This window comes from Pseudomonas sp. T8, from assembly GCF_024610635.1.
GTDB classification, from domain to species: domain Bacteria; phylum Pseudomonadota; class Gammaproteobacteria; order Pseudomonadales; family Pseudomonadaceae; genus Aquipseudomonas; species Aquipseudomonas chlororaphis_I.
Window position 1 is genome coordinate 3,028,608 of record NZ_CP102374.1, and the last position, 21,322, is coordinate 3,049,929.

Here is a 21,322-nt window from a genome sequence, read left to right on the forward strand (position 1 = left end):
AGGGCTCGGGATCTCCTGACAAGGTTCACTTATGCATCGCAGGCATCTTCTGAAAGCATCCATGGCGCTGGCAGCCTACACCGGCCTGTCGGCCACGGGTCTGTTGGCCACCCGGGCCTGGGCGGGCGCCGCCGACGGCGAAGCGCAGGCCTTCGATTTCGAGATTCTCAAGGCCCAGGCCAAGCAATTGGCCGGCAAGCCCTACGTGGATACCAAGCAAGTGCTGCCGCCGACCCTGGCGACCATGACCCCGCAGAACTTCAACGCGATCCAGTACGACGGCAACCACTCGCTGTGGAAGGAGCTGAACGGCCAGCTGGACGTGCAGTTCTTCCATGTCGGCATGGGCTTCAAGCAGCCGGTGCGCATGTACAGCGTCGACGCCAAGAGCCGTCAGGCGCGGGAAGTGCATTTCCGCCCGTCGCTGTTCAACTACCAGAACACCAGCGTCGACACCGCGCAGCTCAAGGGCGACCTGGGCTTTGCCGGCTTCAAGCTGTTCAAGGCCCCGGAACTGGACAGGCACGACGTGGTGTCCTTCCTCGGCGCCAGCTATTTCCGCGCGGTGGACAAGACCGGCCAGTACGGCCTGTCGGCCCGCGGCCTGGCGATCGACACCTACGCCAAGAAACGTGAAGAGTTTCCCGACTTCACCAAGTTCTGGTTCGAGACCCCGGACAAGGACAGCACCCGTTTCGTGGTCTATGCCCTGCTCGACTCGCCCAGCGCCACCGGCGCCTACCGCTTCGACATCGACTGCCAGGCCGAGCGCGTGGTGATGGACGTCGACGCGCACGTCAACGCCCGCACCGCCATCGAACAGCTGGGCATCGCGCCGATGACCAGCATGTTCAGCTGCGGCACCCATGAACGGCGCATGTGCGACACCATCCATCCGCAGATCCACGACTCGGACCGCCTGGCCATGTGGCGCGGCAACGGCGAGTGGATCTGCCGCCCGCTGAACAACCCGGCGACCCTGCAGTTCAACGCCTTCGCCGACAAGGACCCGAAGGGCTTCGGCCTGGTGCAGACCGACCACGAGTTCGCCAACTACCAGGACACCGTGGACTGGTACAGCCGGCGCCCGAGCCTGTGGGTCGAGCCGACCACCGCCTGGGGCGAAGGCTCGATCGACCTGCTGGAGATCCCCACCACCGGCGAGACCCTGGACAACATCGTGGCCTTCTGGACCCCGAAAAAACCGCTGGCCGCCGGGGACTCGCTGAACTACGGCTACAAGTTGTACTGGAGCGCCCTGCCACCGGTGGGCACGCCGCTGGCGCGGGTCAACGCCACCCGTTCGGGCATGGGCGGCTTCGTCGAAGGCTGGGCCCCGGGCGAGCATTACCCGCCGGTCTGGGCCCGGCGCTTCGCCGTGGACTTCAATGGCGGCGGCCTGGAGCGACTGCCGGAGGGCACCGGCATCGAACCGGTGGTCACCGCGTCGAACGGTCAGGTCAAGGATTTCCATGTGCTGAAGCTGGACGAGATCCAGGGGTATCGCGTGCTCTTCGACTGGTACCCGACCAACGACAGCGTCGATCCGGTGGAGCTGCGGCTGTTCATCCGCACCAACGATCGCACCCTGAGCGAGACCTGGCTGTACCAGTACTTCCCGCCGGCACCGGACAAGCGCAAGTACAGCTGAGGAAGCACTATCGCCTGTAGCCGCTGCCGAAGGCTGCGATCGACCGGGAACCGGTCGTCAACGGGCGCCGCGGATGGAGCGATCGACCGTTGTGTCCAGAGGCGGTCCGCTACGCGGCCCATCGCAGCCTGCGGCAGCGGCTACAGGTCGCGGTGTATGACACGGCATAAAAAACCGGCCCTCACAGGCCGGTTTTTTTATGCCCCGCTCAGCTCACTCACGCAGGTCCGACTCGTGAATCGGCTGGTCGCGATGGGTCGCGCGCTGGTACTGCGCCGGCCAGATCGCCTTGTGCCCGCTCAGGTCGTCGTCGGCATGCAGCGGCCAGTACGGGTCGCGCAGCAACTCGCGGGCAAGGAAGATGATGTCGGCCTGACAGGTACGCAAAATGTGCTCGGCCTGGACCGGCTCGGTGATCATGCCCACGGTGCCGGTGGCGATCCCCGACTCCTTGCGCACCCGTTCGGCGAAGCGGGTCTGGTAGCCCGGGCCGGTGGGGATCTCGGCATTGACCGCGGTGCCGCCCGAGGAAACATCGATCAGGTCCACACCCAGGGCCTTCAGGCGGCAGGCCAGCTCGACGGTTTCGTCCGGGTTCCAGCCGTCCTCCACCCAGTCGGTCGCCGACACCCGGACGAACAGCGGCAACTCTTGCGGCCAGACCGCCCGCACCGCCTCACACACCTGCAGGACCAGGCGAATGCGGTTATCGAAGGAGCCACCGTACTGGTCACGGCGCTGATTGCTCAGGGGCGAGAGGAATTGATGCAGCAGGTAGCCGTGGGCGGCATGCACTTCGACCACCTTGAAGCCGGCGACCAGGGCGCGTTTGGCCGAGTCGACGAAGGCCTGGACGATCGCGGCGATCTGCCCCTCGTCAAGTTGGGTCGGCGGTGTATGTTGCGGGTCGAAGGCAATCGGCGAAGGGCCTACCGGGACCCAGCCGCCCTCCTCGGGCTTGACGCTGCCATGCTTGCCCAGCCACGGCCGATGGGTGCTGGCCTTGCGTCCGGCGTGGGCCAGCTGGATGCCGGCGACTGCGCCCTGGGCGGCGATGAACCGGGTGATGCGTTGCAAGGGTGCGATCTGTTCATCGTTCCACAGGCCAAGGTCCTGGGCGGTGATGCGCCCGTCGGCGGTGACCGCCGTGGCCTCGGTGAAAATCAGTCCGGCGCCGCCCACGGCACGACTGCCGAGGTGCACCAGGTGCCAGTCATTGGCCAGTCCATCTACGCTGGAGTACTGGCACATGGGCGATACCGCGATGCGGTTGAGTAAGGTCAATTGACGAAGGGTATAGGGTTCAAGCAGCAGACTCATGGGGCACCTCTCGATCAGTGGTCAGGCTCCAGGGTTCTGTTTGAAAAGTCGACGAGTGACTGGAAAGGAACAGCGCCCGCCCCCGCGGGAGAAAAAGGACAAGACGTCACAAGGCCAATCAAGCAGTGTTTAGAGACTAGTCGACAACGGCGCGACCAGCAGGGTTCCGAGACATTTTGCCGAGGAAGGTAACGGTGGCCTGGCGTTTTTTCGCGAGCAAGCTCGCTCCTACAGAAGCAACACACTCCCTGTAGGAGCGAGCTTGCTCGCGATAGCGTCAGCAGCCTTAACGCGGTTCGATATGGGCGATCATCAGTTGCACGGTTTCCTGGCCGCGGAACTCGTTGAGGTCCAGCTTGTAGGCCAGTTCCACCCAGCGGATGGTCGGGTTCGGCCAGATATCGCGGTCGATGCCGAAGGCGATGCCGTCGAGTTTCACCGAGCCGCATTCACTGCGCAGTACCACCTTGAGGTGACGCTCGCCGACCACGCGCTGTTCCACCAATTGGAATACGCCATGGAACAGCGGCTCGGGAAAGTGCTGGCCCCAGGGCCCGGCATGGCGCAGGGCGCGGGCCAGTTCGAGGTGGAACTCTTCCACCGCCAGGGTGCCGTCCGACAGCAGGCGTCCGGTCAGGTCTTCCTCGCGCAGCTGGCGGCGCACCTCGGTGTCGAAGGCTTCGGCGAAGGCCGGGAAGTTCTGCTCCGGCAGCGACAGGCCGGCGGCCATGGCGTGACCGCCGAACTTGCTGATCAGGTCCGGATGCTTGGCCGCCACCGCGTCCAGGGCATCGCGGATATGAAAGCCCGGCACCGAACGCGCCGAGCCCTTGAGCATGCCTTCGCCGGCGTCGGCAAAGGCGATGGTCGGCCGGTGGTAACGCTCTTTCAGCCGCGAAGCGAGAATCCCGATCACCCCCTGGTGCCAGTCGGGCTCGAACAGGCACAGGCCGAATGGCATCGACTCCACCGGCAAGTCCTTGAGCTGGGCCAGGGCTTCGCGCTGCATGCCCTGCTCGATGGATTTGCGATCCTGGTTCAACTCGTCCAGCTGGCCGGCCATTTCCCGCGCCAGGGCCATGTCATGGCTGAGCAGGCATTCGATGCCCAGGCTCATATCGTCCAGGCGCCCGGCGGCATTCAGCCGTGGGCCAAGGATGAAGCCCAGGTCGGTGGAGGTGATGCGCGACGCCTCGCGCTTGGCCACTTCGAGGATCGCCTTGATCCCCGGCCGCGCGCGCCCGGCACGAATCCGCTCCAGCCCCTGGTGCACCAGGATGCGGTTGTTCGCGTCCAGCGGCACCACGTCGGCGACGCTGCCCAGCGCCACCAGATCCAGCAGTTCGCCGATGTTCGGCTGCGGCTTGGTTTCGTACCAGCCAAGGCTGCGCAGGCGGGCCCGCAGCGCCATCAGCACATAAAAGATCACCCCGACCCCGGCCAGGGCCTTGCTCGGAAACTCGCAGCCGGGCTGGTTCGGGTTGACGATGGCATCGGCCGCCGGCAACTCGTGGCCCGGCAAGTGGTGGTCGGTGACCAGCACTTTCAGCCCGGCCGCCTTGGCTGCCGCCACGCCCTCGACACTGGAGATGCCGTTGTCCACGGTGATCAGCAGCTGGGGCTGGCGCTCCAGGGCTACCGCGACGATTTCCGGGGTCAGGCCGTAGCCGTATTCGAAACGGTTCGGCACCAGGTAATCGACATGGGCCGCGCCCAGCAGGCGCAGGCCAAGCATGCCCACGGTACTGGCGGTGGCGCCGTCGGCGTCGAAGTCGCCGACGATCAGGATGCGTTCGCGCTGCTCCAGCGCCGTCACCAGCAGGTCCACCGCGGCCTCGATGCCCTTGAGCTGCTGGAACGGGATCAACCGCGCCAGGCTCTTGTCCAGTTCAGCCTCGGACTGCACGCCACGGGCGGCGTACAGGCGGGTCAGCAACGGCGGCAGATCACCGAGAAACGGCAGGGTGGCGGGCAACTCACGAGGTTCGATACGCATGGGGTGACAGAAGCTTCTCTTCGATACGGGGGATACAGCGAAACAGCGCGCGGCGTGGCGAACTCAGCGCTCGCCCAACAGCCATTCCAGCTGGACTTCGTGCTGGCCACGATCGTCGGTGACGAAGATCGTGCCTTCGCTGATCATCACGTCCCACTTGATAACGCGCGGCATGTCCTTGGCCAGGACTTCCAGGACGTCCTGGGGCACGCCGGCGATATTGAGGTTCTTCAGGTTCTTCACCGCGTCCACCACCCGGGTCTGCCACACGCGCAGGCTGCCGTAGGCCAACAGGCTGGTGCGCTCGGTACGGCGCGAGCACCAGGTCAGGCGCTCGGCGTCCGGCTGGCCGACTTCGATCCAGTGCAACACACGGTCGTCCAGGCTTTTTTCCCACAGGGCCGGCTCATCCACTTCCGACAGGCCACGACCGAACGACAGGTGTTCGTTGTACCAAAGGGCGTAGGCCAGCAGGCGCACGGTCATGCGCTCTTCGGTTTCCGACGGATGGCGGGCGATGGTTTGCTTGACGCTTTCGTACACCCCGCGATCGAGGTCAGTCAGGTTCAATTCAAACTTGTAGGTGGTAGACGGCTGGGCCATGGACGGGGCTTCTTGATACGAGGAAAGGCGGCAAGTCTAACCGATGCACGGGCCAATCCACGAATCGCGCACCATCATCCTTTGGCGAGGGAGCGCCGGGCTATGTTAAAACGCTCTACCGTCCAATCTTTGTCCTACAAGGATCTTCCATGCCGCTTACCGCCAAACCCCTTGCCGGCCTGAAAGTCGTCGAACTCGGCACCCTGATCGCCGGCCCGTTCGCCTCGCGTATCTGCGCCGAATTCGGCGCCGAGGTGGTCAAGGTCGAATCGCCCGATGGCGGCGACCCGCTGCGCAAGTGGCGCAAGCTGTATGAAGGCACGTCGCTGTGGTGGTTCGTCCAGGCGCGCAACAAACAGTCCCTGACCCTGAACCTCAAGCACCCGGACGGCCTGGAGGTGCTGAAGAAGCTGTTGGCGGAGGCCGACATCCTGATCGAGAACTTCCGCCCCGGGGTCCTGGAAAAACTCGGCCTGGGCTGGGACACCCTGCACGCGCTCAACCCCAAGCTGGTGATGGTGCGCCTGTCCGGCTTCGGCCAGACCGGGCCGATGAAGGACCAGCCCGGCTTCGGCGCGGTCGGCGAGTCCATGGGCGGGCTGCGCTACATCACCGGTTTCGAGGACCGCCCGCCGGTGCGCACCGGCATTTCCATCGGCGACTCGATTGCCGCCCTGTGGGGCGTGATCGGCGCGCTGATGGCCCTGCGGCACCGCGAGGTCAACGGCGGCCAGGGCCAGGTGGTGGACGTGGCGTTGTACGAAGCGATCTTCGCCATGATGGAAAGCATGGTCCCGGAGTTCGACGTCTTCGGTTTCATCCGCGAACGCACCGGCAACATCATGCCCGGCATCACGCCCTCCTCCATCCACACCAGCGCCGATGGCAAGCACGTGCAGATCGGCGCCAACGGCGATGCGATCTTCAAGCGCTTCATGCAGGTGATCGGCCGCGAAGACCTGGCCAACGACCCGGCCCTGGCCAGCAATGACGGCCGCGATAGCCGGCGCGACGAGCTGTATGGGGTCATCGATCGCTGGGTCAACTCGCTGCCGCTGGAGCGCGTGCTCGAGTTGCTGAATCAAGCGGAAGTCCCCGCCAGCCGCATCTTCAGTGCCGAGGACATGTTCAGCGATCCGCAGTTTCTCGCCCGGGAAATGTTCCTCCAGGCCAAGCTGCCGGACGGCAAGGCATTCAAGATGCCCGGCATCGTGCCGAAACTCTCGGACACCCCAGGCTCGTCCGAATGGGTCGGCCCCGCGCTCGGCGAACACAATGCCCAGGTACTGGGCGCCCTGGGTTACGACGAGCAGCAGATCAAAAGCCTGCGTGACAGCGGCGCGATCTAGCGTTGAACACGATTTCGCGACAATGAGAGTTTTACCGACAAGGATCAGCAGCCTGATGAACCCATGCAGTGGCGGGCGAATGATTCGCGGGATAGGTGTGTTTTGTATGTTGCTGGCACTCGGCACCTGGCCCCAGGTCAGCCAGGCCAGGAACACCTTGATCTGGGTCCTGCGCGACCTGCCGCCAACGACGATTTTCGAAGGCCCGCAAAAAGGCCGCGGGGTGATCGACCAGGCCTTGCCTGTGCTGATGGCCAGCCTGCCGGAGTACGACCACCAGATCGTGCACGTCAACCGCGCCCGGGGCATGCAGATGCTCCGGGAGCAACCCTTCGTCTGCGATCCGGCGCTGATGTTCAACCTGCAGCGGGCACAGTGGATCGCGTTTTCCATCACCAGTTTTCGCGTGTTCAGCAACGGCCTGGCGGTGCGTCGCAAAGACCGTGATGGCGTGCAGCCGTTTATCCACGACGGCCAGATCGACTTGCGTGCGCTCCTGGCCAGCGCCCCGCACAACGTTGGCGTGGTGGCCGAGCGCAGTTATGGCGAGCAGATCGACAGCCTGCTCGCACAGGCGCCGCCCGGAGCCCTGATGGCCCACTACGGCAACAGCGCCATCGGCAACCTGCTGCAGATGCAAAGGCACGGACGCCTCAAAGCCCTGATCGGCTACCAGCCGGAGATTCGTTTCCAGGCGCAACAGCAAGGGATCGATCCGAACGAGCTGGAGTTCTACCCGATCCAGGGCATGCCCAAGTATCAATCGGTGAACGTCGGCTGTTCGAACACAGCGCAGGGCCGCCAGGCGGTGGAGCGCATCAACCGGGCGCTGCTCGAACTGCGCCCGGACACCTTGCTGGAGCTTTATGCCCAGTGGCTGGAACCGTCGCTGCGCGAGCAATACCGCAGCGATGCCCTGGCGTTTTTCCACGACGCGCCGCAGCGCTAAAAAATCCGGGCAAAAAGAAACCCCGAGCAGTGGGGAGACGACTCGGGGTTAAACGTGGTCTGCAAGCAGACCCGTGCAACAAGCGACAAGCACCGGAGCACAATGCTTGATCCTGTTGCCAAGGGTCTGACTGATGGGCTGAAGCGAAGGTTCCCGAAAATTTCCAATCAGCGTGCGCTGTCGAACGCCTTCTCCTGGGCCACATTGCGCAAGGCCGCGATGACACAGGGTTCCAGGCGACCTTCGGCGATCAATACGTCGCGGTGCAGGCCGTCGACGACATCGGTCAACTGGCGCTTGTCGGTCAACTGGACCTGGTTGAACTCACGCTCGACCACGATGGCCCCCAAGGCATTCTTCAGGGTCACCAGGCATTCCCCTTGCGCGCGCGGGGTCAGAGTTACCTGATACGGGCTCAAAGCTTCACCCAACAATAGGCTGATACTTTCCATCTCGATCACCACTCAATAGCTGGAATTAAGGCTCGAATACACCAATGCCGGTAGCTTTCTGGCATTCAAGTGACCACCGCCCAGAGAAGAAAGTTCGCAACCGCTGGCGGTTGCCGACCTGAGTTGATCCAGCATGCCCGCAAAACATGACAGATAAAAAACAGCCCGTATCAGACTAGAATCGGCACTTCAAACCAGAAACGAACGCGACGGTGCCGGCTGATCGATCAGCGCCTCGATCTTCTTGTAGCGCGATACCGCCTGTTGGCAGGAGTAGCGCCGAGGGTCGATCCGGACCGGCATCGCAACCTGCTCCCGGGGCGGATTTTCAGGCCTTGCGCAGGTCTTTCTGGCAGGTGGGGTTGTGGCCATGGGGGCCCTCTCCTCAAGCGGTTGGCAAAGCCCGGCGGCGCAGCGATGACGGTTGCCCGGCTGCTGGGCCTGGCCAAAATGCTGCCTTCTCACCGGAGCGAGTCTTGAATCAAACACTCAATAAAAAACTGCGGATCGTCCTGGCCGACGATCACCCGATTTTCCTCATCGGCCTGCGGGCCGTGCTGGAGCGCGACGACAACCTGGAGATCGTCGGCGAAGCCAGCTCCCCGACCGCCCTCGGCGAACTGCTGCAAAGCTGTCCCTGCGAAGTCCTGGTCACCGACTTCATGATGCCGGGAGAGCAGCAGAACGATGGCCTGCGCCTGATCGAGCAACTGCGCCGGCATCACCCCGAGCTGCCGATCGTGGTGGTGACCATGCTCAACAACGCCGGGCTGTTCCGCTCGATTCTCGACCTGGGCGTCATGGGCCTGCTGAGCAAGGCCAGCCTGGCCGATGAGCTGCCGGCGGCGATCAGCCATGTGCGTCGCAACAAGGTGTTCGTCGCCCAGGCCATCCAGCAACTCCTCAGCCTGGCGGGCGAGGTCGGGCCGGATCGCCTGCTGTCCGGGGAACAGCTGTCGCCCCGCGAACTCGAAGTGATCCGCCTGCTGGCGGCCGGGCTGACGGTCGGGGAAATCGCCGCCAAGCTCAGCCGCAGCAAAAAGACCGTCAGCACCCAGAAGGTCAGCGCCATGCGCAAGCTCGGCCTGTCCAGCGCCGCGGCGCTGTACATCTATGTGCAGGAACACGGGCTTGCCTGAGTACGGGCTCAGCCAGCCAGTTCGTCGAGGTCGTCACGCAAGCGCCGGGCGATCCACTGGCGCACGGCGACCGCGCTCATGGGTTCGGCGATGAAGCAGCCTTGCAGGCGCGCCTGCCCCAGCCGTTTGGCCGCCTGGTAGTCGGCGGCGCTCTCGATACCGGCCAGCACCAACCCCAGCGACATGCGCCGGGCCATGCTCATGGCGCCGGCCACCACCGCCGACTTGCGCTCATCGGCCGCCAGCCCACAGACAAAGGCCGGCGGGATCTTCAGCTCGGTGAACGGCAACTCCAGCAGGCGCTGCAGGCTGGTGCCACCGGTGCCGAAGTCGCCAATCGACAGCTTGCAACCGATCATGCGCAGGCGCAGCAGGGCCTCGACATGGGCGGTGTCGGTTTGCAGCTCGGTGGTCTCGACGATTTCCAGGGTCAGCAGGCGTGCCGGTACTTCAAAACGGCGCAGCAGGGCTTCCAGCTGGCGCGCGAAGTTCGGCAGTTCCAGCATGCCCACCGGGATGTTCACCGAGATCGCCAGCGAACGGCCCATGACCAGGCGCACCCCGGCCGACAGCTGCATGGCCTGCTCCAGCATGAGCCAGGTGAAGGCTTCTTCCAGCCCGGCGAACTCGATCACCGGGAGGAACTCGGCGGGCAGCATCAGGCCATGCTCCGGATGCTGCCAGCGGGCCAGCGCCTCGACGCCCTGGACCTCGCCGTCCTGGCTGACCACCGGCTGAAAGTGCGCGACCCCATGGCGCAGTACCGCCGCCTGCCCTTCCTCGGCAGTCGGCACTTCAGGCTGGAATACATCCAGCCCCAGGGTTTCGCGCACCTGGGCCAGCGACAAGGCTTGCGGGCCCGGCTCGAAACATTGCTGGTACAGGCTCAGCAGTTCATTGACCAGGGTCACCGAAGCCGGCTTGGGCAGGCAGCCCAGCACATTCAGGCCCTGCTGCCGGGCCATGGCCGCGGCGCCTTCGCGGACATCCGCTTGCGCGTCGCTGAGAATGATCAGCGCCTTCGCCCGCTGTTGCTCCGCCAGGTAACGAATCAGCTCCAGGCCGTCGGCCTGCTCCAGGTACAGATCGCAGATGGCGATGTCCACCGGCCCCTTGCTGTCCAGGGATTGCCGGGCGGCGGCAACGCTTTCGGCGTTCAACACGTTGAACACGCCGTTGGCGTTGAGCATCTGGTGCAGGGCCATCAACTGGAACGAATTGTCTTCAAGAACGAGCACTTTCAACGAGTGCATGCAACGACCTCCGATACGGCGAGAGCGGCGAGAATCCGCAGCGGGCCGGTACGTTAATCGCAGAGGGCAGGTCGCCCCATAAGACAAGTCTTAATCGCTACCCAGGTGCGGCTCGATATCGCTGCGCAAGCAACCGATGGCTTCCTTAAGACGCAGCCAGTGCTCCGCCAGCACCGCCGTCGAGCGGGCCCGGGCAACGCCCTCCAGGTCGATGCAGACCTGGGCCAGCGGCAGCGCATCGATCAGGCAGCACACCCCTTTGAGGCGGTGGGTGGACGCGCCGATACGCGCCCAGTCCTGCTCCAGCACCGCCGACTCCAGGGCCACCTGCTCCTGCCCCAGGTTGCTCCACAGCTCGCGCAGCATGCGTTGCAGGATCGGCTCGTCGGCCTGGGTCATGCTGCGCAGGGTCTGGATATCAAAGGATGGCGGCGGCAAGAAACGCGCAAGCATCTGCGCCAGCCGGTCCAGGGTCACCGGCTTGACCAGCAGCTCGTCCATGCCGGCCTGCTCGCAGCGCTGCTGTTCATCCTCGAAGGCATTGGCGGTGCAGCCGATCAGCGGGCAGGCGTCGCGCCCTTCCCGGGCCTCGATCTCACGTATCGCTTCGCTCAACTGATAACCGCTCATGCCCGGCATGTGGCAGTCGGTCATCACCAGGTCGAACGCCTCGCCCTGCCAGCGCGCCAACGCCGCCTCGGCGCTGTCGAGCGCCACCACCTTGTGCCCGAGGAACATCAGTTGCTGGCTGAGCACCATGCGATTGGCCCGCACATCGTCGACCACCAGCACCGACATGCGACGGCTCTGCGGACGCTCGCTGGTCACCTGGGGCGACTGGCTGAAAGCCTCGACCACTTGCTCCGGATAGAGCTCTAGGGTCACGCGGGTCCCCGCGCCGGGTTGGCTTTGCAGCAGAATGCGGCCGCCCATCAGCTCCACCAGTTGCTTGCAGATACTCAGGCCCAGGCCGGTTCCGTCCTGCTCCGGCGTCGTCTGCACATGGGCCTGAATGAACGGATCGAACAGGCTCGCCTGTTTCTCCGGGCTGATGCCTGGCCCGGTGTCGACCACGCTGATGCACAGGCGATCGGCGCCATGTTCATCGGCCTGGCGCTCGACGGATACCCGCACCTCGCCGACCTGGGTGAACTTCAGGGCATTGCTCAGCAGGTTGTGCAGCACCTGGCGCAGGCGCAATGGATCGAGCCAGTAGAAGCCGTCCGCCGCCTTGTCGAAGGCCAGCGTCAGGTGCAGCCCCTTGTTGCGCGCGGTGACCTCGAACAATTGCTGTATGTCTTCGAAGAAGCCTCGCAGGGCCACGGTCTGCGGCGCCAGCTGCATATGCCCGGCCTCGATCTTGGCCAGGTCGAGGTTGTCGCCCATCAGGCCGACCAACTCCTGCGCCGACTGATAAGCCACGCGCAAGGCATCGGAAAACGGCATGCCGCGCAGGCGCGCCTGTTCCTTTTCCAGCTCCAGCAAACCGATGATCGCGTTCATCGGCGTGCGAATCTCATGGCTCAGGGTCGAGAGAAAGGCGCTCTTGGCGTAGTTCGCCTGATCCGCGGCGCGACGTGCCTCCAGCAGATCTTCCTCGAGGCGCTTGCGCTCGGTGATGTCGATCCAGCCCCCCAGCAGCCCCTGCAACTCGCCCTGGGCGCTGTAGAACGGCACCGTCCATTGATAGACCTGCACCGGGCCGTTCCTCGATTCGATCTGCCGGTCGACGAACACCGACTCCTGGGTCTCCAGCTGCTCCAGGAACTCGCGGTGCAGTTGCCGGGCCGTGGCCTCGGGCAACACATCCAGCTCGGTCAGGCACAGCCCCTTGATCTGTTCCAGGCGCATGCCGGTCTGGGTTTCGTAGCTTTTGTTGCAGGTGATCAGGCGTCCGGCCAGGTCGCGGACGAAGATCGGGTTGGGGATGCCGTCGAGCAAGGCGCGCTTGAACGCCAGCTGGTCGTTGAGCCGTTGCTCGGCTTGCAGGCGCTGGCGGATCTGCCCCTTGAGCCGGGTGTTCCAGGCCAAAGACAGCAGGCCGAACAGGATCGCGGTAAAGGTGACCCAGTAGATCCACGCTGGCACTCGCTGCCACATCGGCACCGGCACCGGCGTCACCCCCAGCCATTTCAGGCGGATGGCGCTGAGCTCGGCCACCGGGAAGGCTTCCAGGGCCTTGTTCAGGATACTCAGCAGCTCGGGCTGGTCCCGGCGCACCGACAACTCGTCGGCCGACCACTTGCCCTCGACGCTGCGGCCGATGCGCAGGCCGTTCGCCGGGTAGCCCTGCACCTCGACTTCGTTCTGGATGGTCGCGTCGGCCTCGCCGCTGGCCACCAGGGCCCGCGCCTCCAGGTAGGTGTCGACCAGACGCAGGTGGACCTTCGGGTAGTTCTGCCGGACGTAGCTCTCCAGCGCATGCTTGGCCGGAAGCGCCAGGACCTTGCCGGCCAATTGGTTGAAGGTATTGAGCTGGATGTCGTCGGCGCGCACCACGAACACCCAGGCCGAACCGCCAAAGGCATGGGTGAAGTCGAGGAAGCCGCAGCGCTCATCGTTGGCCGACAGCGTGGTGTTCATCTGCGCCCGGCCCTTGAGCAGCAGATCCAGGGTGTGGGCCGTGGAGAAGGTTTCCTCCTGGACGAATTGCAGCCCGGTCATCCTCGAGATGCGGTTGAGCAGGTCGATATTCAGCCCGGCCCACTGGCCGTCCTTGTCCTTGAACACGTAGGGCGGAAACTGCTGGGACGCCACCACCACATGCTGATGCTCGAGCAGCCAGGCGCGCTCCTGCTTGCTCAGCTTGATCCGCTCGTCGCCAGTGCTGGCACCCAGCCCGGTGGTCCAGCGGGCCAGGATCTCCCGCCGCGTGGAGTCGTCGATGCTTTGCAGCGCCTGTTCGATCAGGCGGCCGAGCAGCGGGTCGGTCTGGCGCGTGGCGAAGGCAAAGCCGATCGGCGGCAACCGGCTTTCCGTGCGGACCTGCAACCCCAGGTAAGGGCGCAGCGCCTTGTAGGCACGGACGATCACCTCGTTGCCGATAAAGGCATCGACATCCCCCTGTTTCAGGGCTTCCAGGCCGCTGTACAGATTGGGCGAAAGAATGATCTGGCTGTGGGGATAGGCCGCATGGGCAATCTTGGCGTCCGCATAGCCCTCCAGCAGCACCACTTTCTTGCCAGCCAGGTCTTCGGGAATTTCCGCCTCGTCCCGGCGCACCACCACGACCGCGCGGTCGGGCATGTAGTCACTGGAGAAATGCAGCCCCGCGGCGCCACGCTCATAACCGTTGGCGCTGGTCAGGATATCGATCGCCCCGGTGCGCAGCGCCTCGACCGCCTGTTCGCGCTCGGAGAACCCCAGGACTTCCAGGGACACGCCCAGGCGTTCGCCGACCAGGCTCAGGTAATCGGCGCTGATGCCCTGGTAACGGTTGCGGTCGCGGGTGATGTCGATCGGCTGGTAGTCATCGATCGAAATGCCCACCTTCAAGGTGCCACGGCCCGCCAGCCATTGCCGTTCGGCCGAAGCCAGGGTGAGCGGTTGCAGCTGGACGAAGGCCGGCACCAGCTTGAAGGGCAGGTTCTGCGCCGCCATCAGGCACGGGGCCAGGGACAGCATCGCCAAAACCATCAATGTGCGGAAAACCGGGCGCAGCAACATAAGCATCCTGTGAGTGATCCTCGACGCGGCGTCGCCCTGTCCTTGTGCCCTGTCCTTGAGCTCGATCCTTAAAAGACGCATCGCGATAAACAGCCTGTGTATAAAAAGACAAGGCCCGTCAGAGACGGGCCTTGTTGACGATCGATGTCACTCGATCAGAGCGGTTTGCCGCGATTGCCATGCTGGCTGACGAAGGCCTGGACGGCCTTCAGGTCGTTGGCCAGGACGGTGCAACGCTCTTCGCGCTGGAACAGGTCGGACAGGTGCGCCGGCAATTCCAGGGCCTTGCCGATCCCGGCCTTTTCCACCGCTTCCGGGAATTTCACCGGATGCGCGGTGCCCAGCACCACCATCGGGATATCCAGGCTGCGACGGCACTCACGGGCGGCCTTCACGCCGATCGCGGTGTGCGGGTCGAGCACTTCGCCGGTCTGGGCGAAGACTTCGGCGATGGTCTCGCAGGTCTGGGCGTCGTCCACGGCCAGGGAATCGAACAGCTTGCGCGCTTCGGTCCAGCGCTCCTGCTCGACGCTGAAACCGCCACCTTGCTTGAAGGAGTCCATCAGCGCGGCCAGCGCGGCACCGTTGCGACCGTGCAGGTCGAACAGCAGGCGCTCGAAGTTCGACGAGACCATGATGTCCATCGACGGCGACAGGGTGGCGTGCAGGGTTTCCTTGACGTACTGGTTGCCGCTCATGAAGCGGTGCAGGATGTCGTTGCGGTTGGTGGCGACGATCAGCTGGTTGATCGGCAGGCCCATGTTGCGGGCCAGGTAACCGGCGAAGATATCGCCGAAGTTGCCGGTCGGTACCGAGAACGCCACCGAACGCGCCGGGCCGCCCAGCTGCAGGGCCGCGTGGAAGTAGTAGACGATCTGGGCCATGATCCGCGCCCAGTTGATCGAGTTCACCGCCACCAGGCGAGTGCCCTTGAGGAAGCCCTGGTCGGCGAAGCTGGCCTTGACCATTTCCTGGCAGTCGTCGAAGTTGCCTTCGATGGCGATGTTGTGGATGTTCTCGCCGAAGATGGTGGTCATCTGCCGACGCTGCACTTCGGACACACGGTTGTGCGGGTGCAGGATGAAGATATCGACGTTGTCGCAACGCTTGCAGCCTTCGATGGCGGCCGAACCGGTATCGCCGGAAGTGGCGCCGATGATCACCACGCGCTCGCCGCGCTTCTCCAGCACATAGTCCAGCAGGCGACCCAGCAGTTGCAGGGCGAAGTCCTTGAACGCCAGGGTCGGGCCGTGGAACAGCTCCAGGACCCACTCGTTGCCGTTCAGCTGGCGCAGCGGGGCAATGGCGTTGTGGGAAAAGGCACCGTAGGTTTCCTCGAGGATTTTCTTGAAGTCGGCATCCGGAATGCTGCCGGTGACGAACGGGCGCATCACCCGGAAAGCCAGCTCGTGGTATGGCAGGCCGGCCCAGGAAGCGATTTCCTCCTGGGTGAAACGTGGCAGGTTTTCCGGTACGTACAGGCCGCCGTCGCTCGCCAGGCCGGCCAGCAGGACGTCTTCGAAATTCAGGGCTGGTGCCTGGCCGCGGGTGCTGATGTAACGCATGACTGGCTCCTCTAAAAAGAGTTCTCAAGCGGGAGCCGCCGGGGCTCCCGCAACGAAGCGGATTAGTTCAGGTGCTCGACGCGGATCCGTACGACCGGACCGACCACGCCCTGCAGGGCTTCCAGCGCGGTGATCGCATCGTTGATGCGCTGTTCCACCACCCGGTGGGTCAGCAGGATCATCGGCACCAGGCCGTCGTGTTCCTCGACCTCTTTCTGCATGATCGACTCGATGTTGATGCCGCGCTCGGACAGGATGCTCGCCACCTGGGCCAGTACGCCCGGGTGATCCTTGGCCTGGATCCGCAGGTAGTAGGCGCTTTCGCAGGCCTCGATCGGCAGGATCGGGTGGGCCGACAGCGAGTCCGGCTGGAAGGCCAGGTGCGGCACGCGGTTCTCCGGGTCGCTGGTCATGGCGCGAACCACGTCCACCAGGTCGGCGATCACCGACGAAGCGGTCGGCTCCATGCCGGCGCCGGCGCCGTAGTACAGGGTGGAGCCGACGGCGTCGCCGTTGACCATCACCGCGTTGAACACGCCATTGACGTTGGCGATCAGGCGATCGGCCGGGATCAGCGTCGGGTGCACGCGCAGCTCGATGCCGGCATCGGTGCGGCGGGCCACGCCCAGGTGCTTGATGCGATAGCCCAGGGCCTCGGCGTAGTTCACGTCGGCGGTGGTCAGCTTGGTGATACCTTCGGTGTAGGCCTTGTCGAACTGCAGCGGGATACCAAAGGCGATGGACGCCAGGATGGTCAGCTTGTGCGCCGCGTCGATGCCTTCGACGTCGAAGGTCGGGTCGGCTTCGGCGTAACCCAGGGCCTGGGCCTCGACCAGCACGTCTTCGAAGGTGCGACCCTTCTCGCGCATTTCGGTGAGGATGAAGTTGCCAGTGCCGTTGATGATCCCGGCCACCCAGTTGATGCGGTTGGCCGCCAGGCCTTCGCGGATCGCCTTGATGACTGGAATACCACCCGCCACGGCGGCTTCGAACGCCACGATCACCCCCTTCTCACGGGCCTTGGCGAAAATTTCGTTACCGTGTACGGCGATAAGCGCCTTGTTGGCGGTGACCACATGTTTACCATGCTCGATGGCCTTGAGTACCAGCTCGCGGGCAACGGTATAGCCGCCCATCAGCTCTATGACGATGTCGATCTCAGGGTTCGTGGCCACTTCGAACACATCGTTGGTAATCGCAATACCGGTCGTCTGGAACTGAGGCTTTGGCGTGCGCATGGCAATTTGTGCCACTTCGATTCCACGCCCGGCACGACGAGCAATTTCCTCGGCGTTACGCTGAAGTACATTGAAGGTACCGCCACCGACGGTACCCAGCCCACAGATGCCCACTTTGACCGGATTCACTCTGAACTCCCCATGAAACGGCCGACACTAGGTCGGCCGTGGAAAACAGCCGCAAACCACACGGCTCTCTATTAATGACGCGTCGGCCACAACCGCCGCGCCATGATCGTCAAAGGCTCGACGACGCAGGATTATTTCGCGCCCAGCGCCAGTTTGGCGACTTGTGGCGCAGGCTGGTAGCCCGGAATCACTTGGCCGTCGGCCAAAACGATGGCCGGCGTGCCGTTCACACCGATCGACTGGCCAAGGGCGAATTGCTTGGAAACCGGGTTGGCGCACTTGGCGGCCTTGATTTCCTTGCCATCGACCATCTTGTCCATGGCCGCTTTCTTGTCGGCCGAACACCAGACCGCCTGCAACTGCTCGTCGCCCGGCGAACCCAGGCCCTGGCGCGGGAAGGCGACGTAACGCACTTCCACGCCCATCTTGTTCAGCTCAGGCACTTCGGCGTGCAGCTTGTGGCAGTACGGGCAGGTGGTGTCGGTGAAGACGGTGATGTGGGTCTTGGTTTCGCCGATGGCCGGGTAGACCACGGTTTCAGCGACCGGAATGGCGTTGATCAGCTTGGCCACGCCCAGGCGCTCGGTCTTTTCGGTCAGGTTGACCGGCTTGCCGTCCTTGAGCTGGAACAGGTAGCCCTGCATCACGAACTGGCCGTCGGCGCTGGCGTACAGCACGCGGCTGCCCTTGAGCTTGACTTCATAGACACCGGGCAGCGGACTGGCGCTGATGCTTTCTACCGGGACTTCGAGCTGCAGGCCCTGGAGGCTTTTACGAATCGCTTTTTCGGCGGCGTCATCGGCCATAACAAAGGTACTGGCCAACGCAATGGCTGCGGCGGCGATAATCTGGGTCACGCGCATTGGGAACTCCTGAAGGCGGACAAATGGGACGGTCAGAACGCCCGTACTGGAACACCGGGTCATAACGGCCCACTTTGCAAACCGGCAAAGCCTACCACATAAGGCCCGCCTGGCGGGCTCCCGCTGAGCCAAGCCGGTCATTTGCCGATCAGCGCAGAGCCGCTCTTGTAGCCGCTGCCGAGCCTGCGAGGCTGCGCTCGGCGGCGAAGCCGACGCAAAACCAAGCACCCTGGTATTTCAGATTGGCGACGGCTACGCCGCCGAACGCAGGCTGCGCCAGCGGCTACAGGTTCAACCGCGGGGATGGTGCTTGGCGTGCAGGTCCTGCAGACGGGCCCGGGCGACATGGGTGTAGATCTGGGTGGTCGACAGGTCGCTGTGGCCGAGCAGCATCTGCACCACCCGCAGGTCGGCGCCGTGGTTGAGCAGATGGGTGGCGAAGGCGTGCCGCAAGGTATGCGGCGACAGCGACTTGCCGATCCCGGCGACCTTGGCCTGATGCTTGATCCGGTGCCAGAAGGTCTGCCGGGTCATCTGCTCGCCGCGCTGGCTGGGGAACAGCACATCGCTGGGCCGCCCGCCGAGCAGCTCGCCCCGGGCATCGCGCATGTAGCGCTCGACCCAGACAATCGCTTCCTCGCCCATCGGCACCAGGCGCTCCTTGCTGCCCTTGCCCATCACCCGCAGCACGCCTTGGCGCAGGTTGACCTGCTCCAGGGTCAGGCTGATCAGCTCGGTGACCCGCAGGCCGCAGGCATACAGGACTTCAAGCATGGCGCGGTCGCGCTGGCCAATGGCCTCGCTGAGGTCGGGAGCGGCCAGCAGGGCTTCGACATCGGCCTCCGACAGGGACTTGGGCAACGGCCGCCCCAACTGCGGCATGTCGACTTGCAGCGTGGGGTCCACGGCGATCAGCTTTTCCCGCAGCAGGTAACGATAGAAACCGCGCACCCCAGAGAGAAAACGCGCGGTCGAACGCGGCTTGTAGGCTTGTTCCACCCGCCAGGCGAGGTGGTCGAGAATCAGCTCGCGGCCGGCATTCACCAGTTCCAGCCCCTTTTCCTGCAGCCAGCCGTTGAACAGCGCCAGGTCGCTGCGATACGCCTCGCGGGTGTTGTCCGAGAGGCCCTTTTCCAGCCATAGCGCATCGAGGAAGCGGTCTATCAGGGGATGGTCGATGGCGGGCATAAATACTCGAAAGGCGCGGGCTTGAGGCCAGGCGCAAATAAATAGTGAACTGTGCAGAGGGTCGCTAGTCTTTCATAGCCCGCTATTTCAAGGAACAGGGAGCTTCAATGAACGAACAACAGATTCTGTTGGCCTTTGGCGGCATAGGCGTGGCGGCAGTGGGCTGCCAATGGCTGGCCTGGCGCCTGAAACTACCGGCCATTCTGTTCCTGCTTTTGAGCGGCATTCTCGCCGGCCCGGTCCTGGGCTGGCTCGATCCACAAGCGTTGTTCGGACCGCTGCTGATGCCGCTGGTGTCGCTGGCGGTGGCCTTGATCCTGTTTGAAGGCAGCCTGACCCTGCACCTGTCGGAATGGCGCGAGATCGGCAAGGTGGTGCACCGGCTGGTGACCATCGGCGCGCTTTCGACCTGGGCAGTGATCACCCTGGCCACCCATTGGCTGCTGGGCTTCGACTGGCTGCTGGCGCTGCTGTTCGGCACCCTGACCCTGGTCACCGGGCCCACCGTGATCGTACCCATGCTGCGGGTGGTTCGGCCCAAGGCGTCGATCGCCAACATCCTGCGCTGGGAAGGCATCGTCATCGACCCGATCGGCGCCCTGCTGGCGGTGGTGGTCTACAGCTTCATCATCGCCAGCGCCGAGGGCCAGGGCCTGCAGCACAGCCTGATGACCTTCGGCGGGGTGATTCTCTGCGGCAGCCTGTTCGGCATCGTCGGCGGCTGGGTGCTGGGGACCATCATGCGCCGCCAGTGGCTGCCGGAATACCTGCACAACCTGGCCACGCTGGCGGCGGTGCTGGGCATCTTCATCGGCGCCAACCAGGTGATGCATGAGTCCGGCCTGCTGGCCGTGACCCTGATGGGCATGTGGATGGCCAATATGAAGGACGTCGACGTCCGGCACATCCTGCACTTCAAGGAAAACCTCAGCGTGCTGCTGATTTCCGGGCTGTTCATCCTGCTGGCGGCACGCCTGGACCTCAATGCGCTGATCGCCCTGGGGCCGCTGGTGTTGATTCTGCTGCTGGTGATCCAGTTCATCGCCCGGCCCTTGAACGTGCTGCTATCCACCGCCGGCTCCAATCTGAACTGGCGCGAACGGGCCTTGCTGGCCTGGATCGCACCGCGGGGCATCGTTGCCGCGGCTGTCTCGGCGATCTTCGCCATTCGCCTGGACCAGGCCGGCCATGAAGGCGCGCTGCTGCTGGTGCCGCTGACCTTTGCCGTGATCATCGGCACCGTGGTGCTGCAAAGCGCCACCGCGCGGCCGCTGGCCCGCCTGCTGAAAGTCGCGGAACCGGCGCCGAGTGGCTTCCTGATCGTCGGGGCGAACGCTCCGGCGCGGACCATCGGCAAGGCCCTGCAACAACTGGGCAGTCGCGTGCTGCTGACCGATTCGAGCTGGGAAAACATCCGCGCCGCGCGCATGGACGGCCTGCCGACCTACTTCGGCAATCCGGCGTCGCAACACGCCGATGCCCATCTGGACCTGGTGGGGCTTGGCCATCTGCTGGCGCTGTCGCCCTCCGGCGAACTGAACACCCTGGCCTCCATGCGCTTCCGTCACGACTTCGGCCATCAGCGCCTATTCGGCCTGGCCAACAGCCAGGAAAGCCGGCGCACCGACAAGCACCGGGCCAGCCATGAACACCGCGGGCATCTGCTGGGCAGCGAGGCGCTGTCCTACAGCAAACTGGCCAGCCTGCTGGGACAGGGTGCGGAGCTGTACAGCACCAACCTCACCGAAGGCTTTGGCTGGGAGGATTATCAGGCGCTGCACGGCGAACGGGCGACCCTGCTGTTCGCTCGCGACAGCAGCGGCTGGGTGCATGTGGTGACGCCGGGTAGCGCCCTCAAGCCCACAGCGGGCTGGACCCTGGTGGCGTTGATTCAGAAGGATATGGCGGCCTGATAGCCCATCGCGGGCAAGCCTCGCTCCTACAGAACGGTGAAATCCCGC

The 21,322-nt window shown here is 64.4% G+C and carries 16 protein-coding genes; 5 read left to right on the forward strand and 11 right to left on the reverse strand.

The genetic code is table 11. From position 1 onward, the window contains the following. Window positions 1–31: 31 nt before the first annotated feature. Window positions 32–1,651, forward strand: a complete 1,620-nt coding sequence (locus NRG23_RS13600; RefSeq protein ID WP_257374772.1) for a glucan biosynthesis protein D — start codon at window positions 32–34, stop codon at window positions 1,649–1,651. A 213-nt stretch (window positions 1,652–1,864) separates the two neighbouring features. On the opposite strand, the gene NRG23_RS13605 is transcribed toward NRG23_RS13600, so the two are convergent. From NRG23_RS13605 to NRG23_RS13615, 3 genes are all read right to left on the reverse strand, one after another. Continuing rightward, window positions 1,865–2,971 carry an NADH:flavin oxidoreductase/NADH oxidase gene (locus NRG23_RS13605; RefSeq protein WP_257374774.1) on the reverse strand — a complete coding sequence of 369 codons (1,107 nt, stop codon included), beginning with the start codon at window positions 2,969–2,971 and terminating at the stop codon, window positions 1,865–1,867. Window positions 2,972–3,257: 286 nt separating this feature from the next. Continuing rightward, on the reverse strand, window positions 3,258–4,967 hold the full coding sequence (recJ, locus tag NRG23_RS13610) for a single-stranded-DNA-specific exonuclease RecJ (protein ID WP_257374777.1): 1,710 nt from the start codon (window positions 4,965–4,967) through the stop codon (window positions 3,258–3,260). Between the two features lie 63 nt (window positions 4,968–5,030). Then, on the reverse strand, window positions 5,031–5,570 hold the full coding sequence (locus NRG23_RS13615) for a YaeQ family protein (protein WP_007923023.1): 540 nt from the start codon (window positions 5,568–5,570) through the stop codon (window positions 5,031–5,033). Window positions 5,571–5,719: 149 nt separating this feature from the next. On the opposite strand from NRG23_RS13615, the gene NRG23_RS13620 reads away from it, so the two are divergent. Both NRG23_RS13620 and NRG23_RS13625 read left to right on the forward strand, forming a co-directional pair. Next, window positions 5,720–6,919 (forward strand): CaiB/BaiF CoA-transferase family protein, encoded by a 1,200-nt coding sequence (locus tag NRG23_RS13620; protein ID WP_009047154.1) that lies wholly within the window; start codon window positions 5,720–5,722, stop codon window positions 6,917–6,919. A gap of 106 nt (window positions 6,920–7,025) precedes the next feature. Continuing rightward, on the forward strand, window positions 7,026–7,868 hold the full coding sequence (locus tag NRG23_RS13625; RefSeq protein ID WP_009047153.1) for a TIGR02285 family protein: 843 nt from the start codon (window positions 7,026–7,028) through the stop codon (window positions 7,866–7,868). Between the two features lie 167 nt (window positions 7,869–8,035). Here NRG23_RS13625 and NRG23_RS13630 read toward each other — a convergent pair whose 3' ends face one another. Both NRG23_RS13630 and NRG23_RS13635 read right to left on the reverse strand, forming a co-directional pair. Continuing rightward, a complete protein-coding gene (locus NRG23_RS13630; RefSeq protein WP_016702741.1) occupies window positions 8,036–8,320 on the reverse strand; it encodes a DUF3509 domain-containing protein in 285 nt (94 codons plus the stop codon). Window positions 8,321–8,509: 189 nt separating this feature from the next. Then, complete coding sequence (locus NRG23_RS13635) at window positions 8,510–8,692, reverse strand: hypothetical protein (RefSeq protein ID WP_257374781.1); 183 nt, start codon at window positions 8,690–8,692, stop codon at window positions 8,510–8,512. 104 nt (window positions 8,693–8,796) lie between these two features. On the opposite strand from NRG23_RS13635, the gene NRG23_RS13640 reads away from it, so the two are divergent. After that, window positions 8,797–9,459 (forward strand): response regulator transcription factor, encoded by a 663-nt coding sequence (locus tag NRG23_RS13640; protein ID WP_038630679.1) that lies wholly within the window; start codon window positions 8,797–8,799, stop codon window positions 9,457–9,459. Window positions 9,460–9,467: 8 nt separating this feature from the next. Here the strand turns inward: NRG23_RS13640 and NRG23_RS13645 are convergent, their stop codons facing one another. The 6 genes from NRG23_RS13645 to xerD form a co-directional block, all read right to left on the reverse strand. Then, the gene (locus NRG23_RS13645; RefSeq protein WP_257374783.1) at window positions 9,468–10,712 is read right to left on the reverse strand and encodes an EAL domain-containing protein; all 1,245 of its coding nucleotides are present in this window, start codon (window positions 10,710–10,712) and stop codon (window positions 9,468–9,470) included. A gap of 90 nt (window positions 10,713–10,802) precedes the next feature. After that, complete coding sequence (locus tag NRG23_RS13650; RefSeq protein WP_257374785.1) at window positions 10,803–14,378, reverse strand: transporter substrate-binding domain-containing protein; 3,576 nt, start codon at window positions 14,376–14,378, stop codon at window positions 10,803–10,805. Between the two features lie 155 nt (window positions 14,379–14,533). Beyond that, a complete protein-coding gene (gene thrC / locus NRG23_RS13655) occupies window positions 14,534–15,943 on the reverse strand; it encodes a threonine synthase (protein WP_016702738.1) in 1,410 nt (469 codons plus the stop codon). Between the two features lie 62 nt (window positions 15,944–16,005). Next, window positions 16,006–17,310 carry a homoserine dehydrogenase gene (locus tag NRG23_RS13660; RefSeq protein ID WP_009047147.1) on the reverse strand — a complete coding sequence of 435 codons (1,305 nt, stop codon included), beginning with the start codon at window positions 17,308–17,310 and terminating at the stop codon, window positions 16,006–16,008. 131 nt (window positions 17,311–17,441) lie between these two features. Further along, window positions 17,442–18,173 carry a thioredoxin fold domain-containing protein gene (locus tag NRG23_RS13665; protein WP_007927673.1) on the reverse strand — a complete coding sequence of 244 codons (732 nt, stop codon included), beginning with the start codon at window positions 18,171–18,173 and terminating at the stop codon, window positions 17,442–17,444. 291 nt (window positions 18,174–18,464) lie between these two features. Beyond that, on the reverse strand, window positions 18,465–19,361 hold the full coding sequence (xerD, locus tag NRG23_RS13670; protein ID WP_009042324.1) for a site-specific tyrosine recombinase XerD: 897 nt from the start codon (window positions 19,359–19,361) through the stop codon (window positions 18,465–18,467). Window positions 19,362–19,468: 107 nt separating this feature from the next. On the opposite strand from xerD, the gene NRG23_RS13675 reads away from it, so the two are divergent. Next, window positions 19,469–21,274 (forward strand): sodium:proton antiporter, encoded by a 1,806-nt coding sequence (locus tag NRG23_RS13675; protein ID WP_009047144.1) that lies wholly within the window; start codon window positions 19,469–19,471, stop codon window positions 21,272–21,274. Window positions 21,275–21,322 lie beyond the last annotated feature (48 nt).

What these genes read in the sequence shown, in the direction of transcription:
- NRG23_RS13600 (WP_257374772.1), top strand. Translation starts at nt 32, where the DNA reads ATGCATCGCAGGCATCTTCTGAAAGCATCCATGGCGCTGGCAGCCTAC.
- NRG23_RS13605 (WP_257374774.1), bottom strand. Translation starts at nt 2,971, where the DNA reads ATGAGTCTGCTGCTTGAACCCTATACCCTTCGTCAATTGACCTTACTC.
- recJ (WP_257374777.1), bottom strand. Translation starts at nt 4,967, where the DNA reads ATGCGTATCGAACCTCGTGAGTTGCCCGCCACCCTGCCGTTTCTCGGT.
- NRG23_RS13615 (WP_007923023.1), bottom strand. Translation starts at nt 5,570, where the DNA reads ATGGCCCAGCCGTCTACCACCTACAAGTTTGAATTGAACCTGACTGAC.
- NRG23_RS13620 (WP_009047154.1), top strand. Translation starts at nt 5,720, where the DNA reads ATGCCGCTTACCGCCAAACCCCTTGCCGGCCTGAAAGTCGTCGAACTC.
- NRG23_RS13625 (WP_009047153.1), top strand. Translation starts at nt 7,026, where the DNA reads ATGTTGCTGGCACTCGGCACCTGGCCCCAGGTCAGCCAGGCCAGGAAC.
- NRG23_RS13630 (WP_016702741.1), bottom strand. Translation starts at nt 8,320, where the DNA reads ATGGAAAGTATCAGCCTATTGTTGGGTGAAGCTTTGAGCCCGTATCAG.
- NRG23_RS13635 (WP_257374781.1), bottom strand. Translation starts at nt 8,692, where the DNA reads ATGGCCACAACCCCACCTGCCAGAAAGACCTGCGCAAGGCCTGAAAAT.
- NRG23_RS13645 (WP_257374783.1), bottom strand. Translation starts at nt 10,712, where the DNA reads ATGCACTCGTTGAAAGTGCTCGTTCTTGAAGACAATTCGTTCCAGTTG.
- NRG23_RS13650 (WP_257374785.1), bottom strand. Translation starts at nt 14,378, where the DNA reads ATGTTGCTGCGCCCGGTTTTCCGCACATTGATGGTTTTGGCGATGCTG.
- thrC (WP_016702738.1), bottom strand. Translation starts at nt 15,943, where the DNA reads ATGCGTTACATCAGCACCCGCGGCCAGGCACCAGCCCTGAATTTCGAA.
- NRG23_RS13665 (WP_007927673.1), bottom strand. Translation starts at nt 18,173, where the DNA reads ATGCGCGTGACCCAGATTATCGCCGCCGCAGCCATTGCGTTGGCCAGT.
- xerD (WP_009042324.1), bottom strand. Translation starts at nt 19,361, where the DNA reads ATGCCCGCCATCGACCATCCCCTGATAGACCGCTTCCTCGATGCGCTA.
- NRG23_RS13675 (WP_009047144.1), top strand. Translation starts at nt 19,469, where the DNA reads ATGAACGAACAACAGATTCTGTTGGCCTTTGGCGGCATAGGCGTGGCG.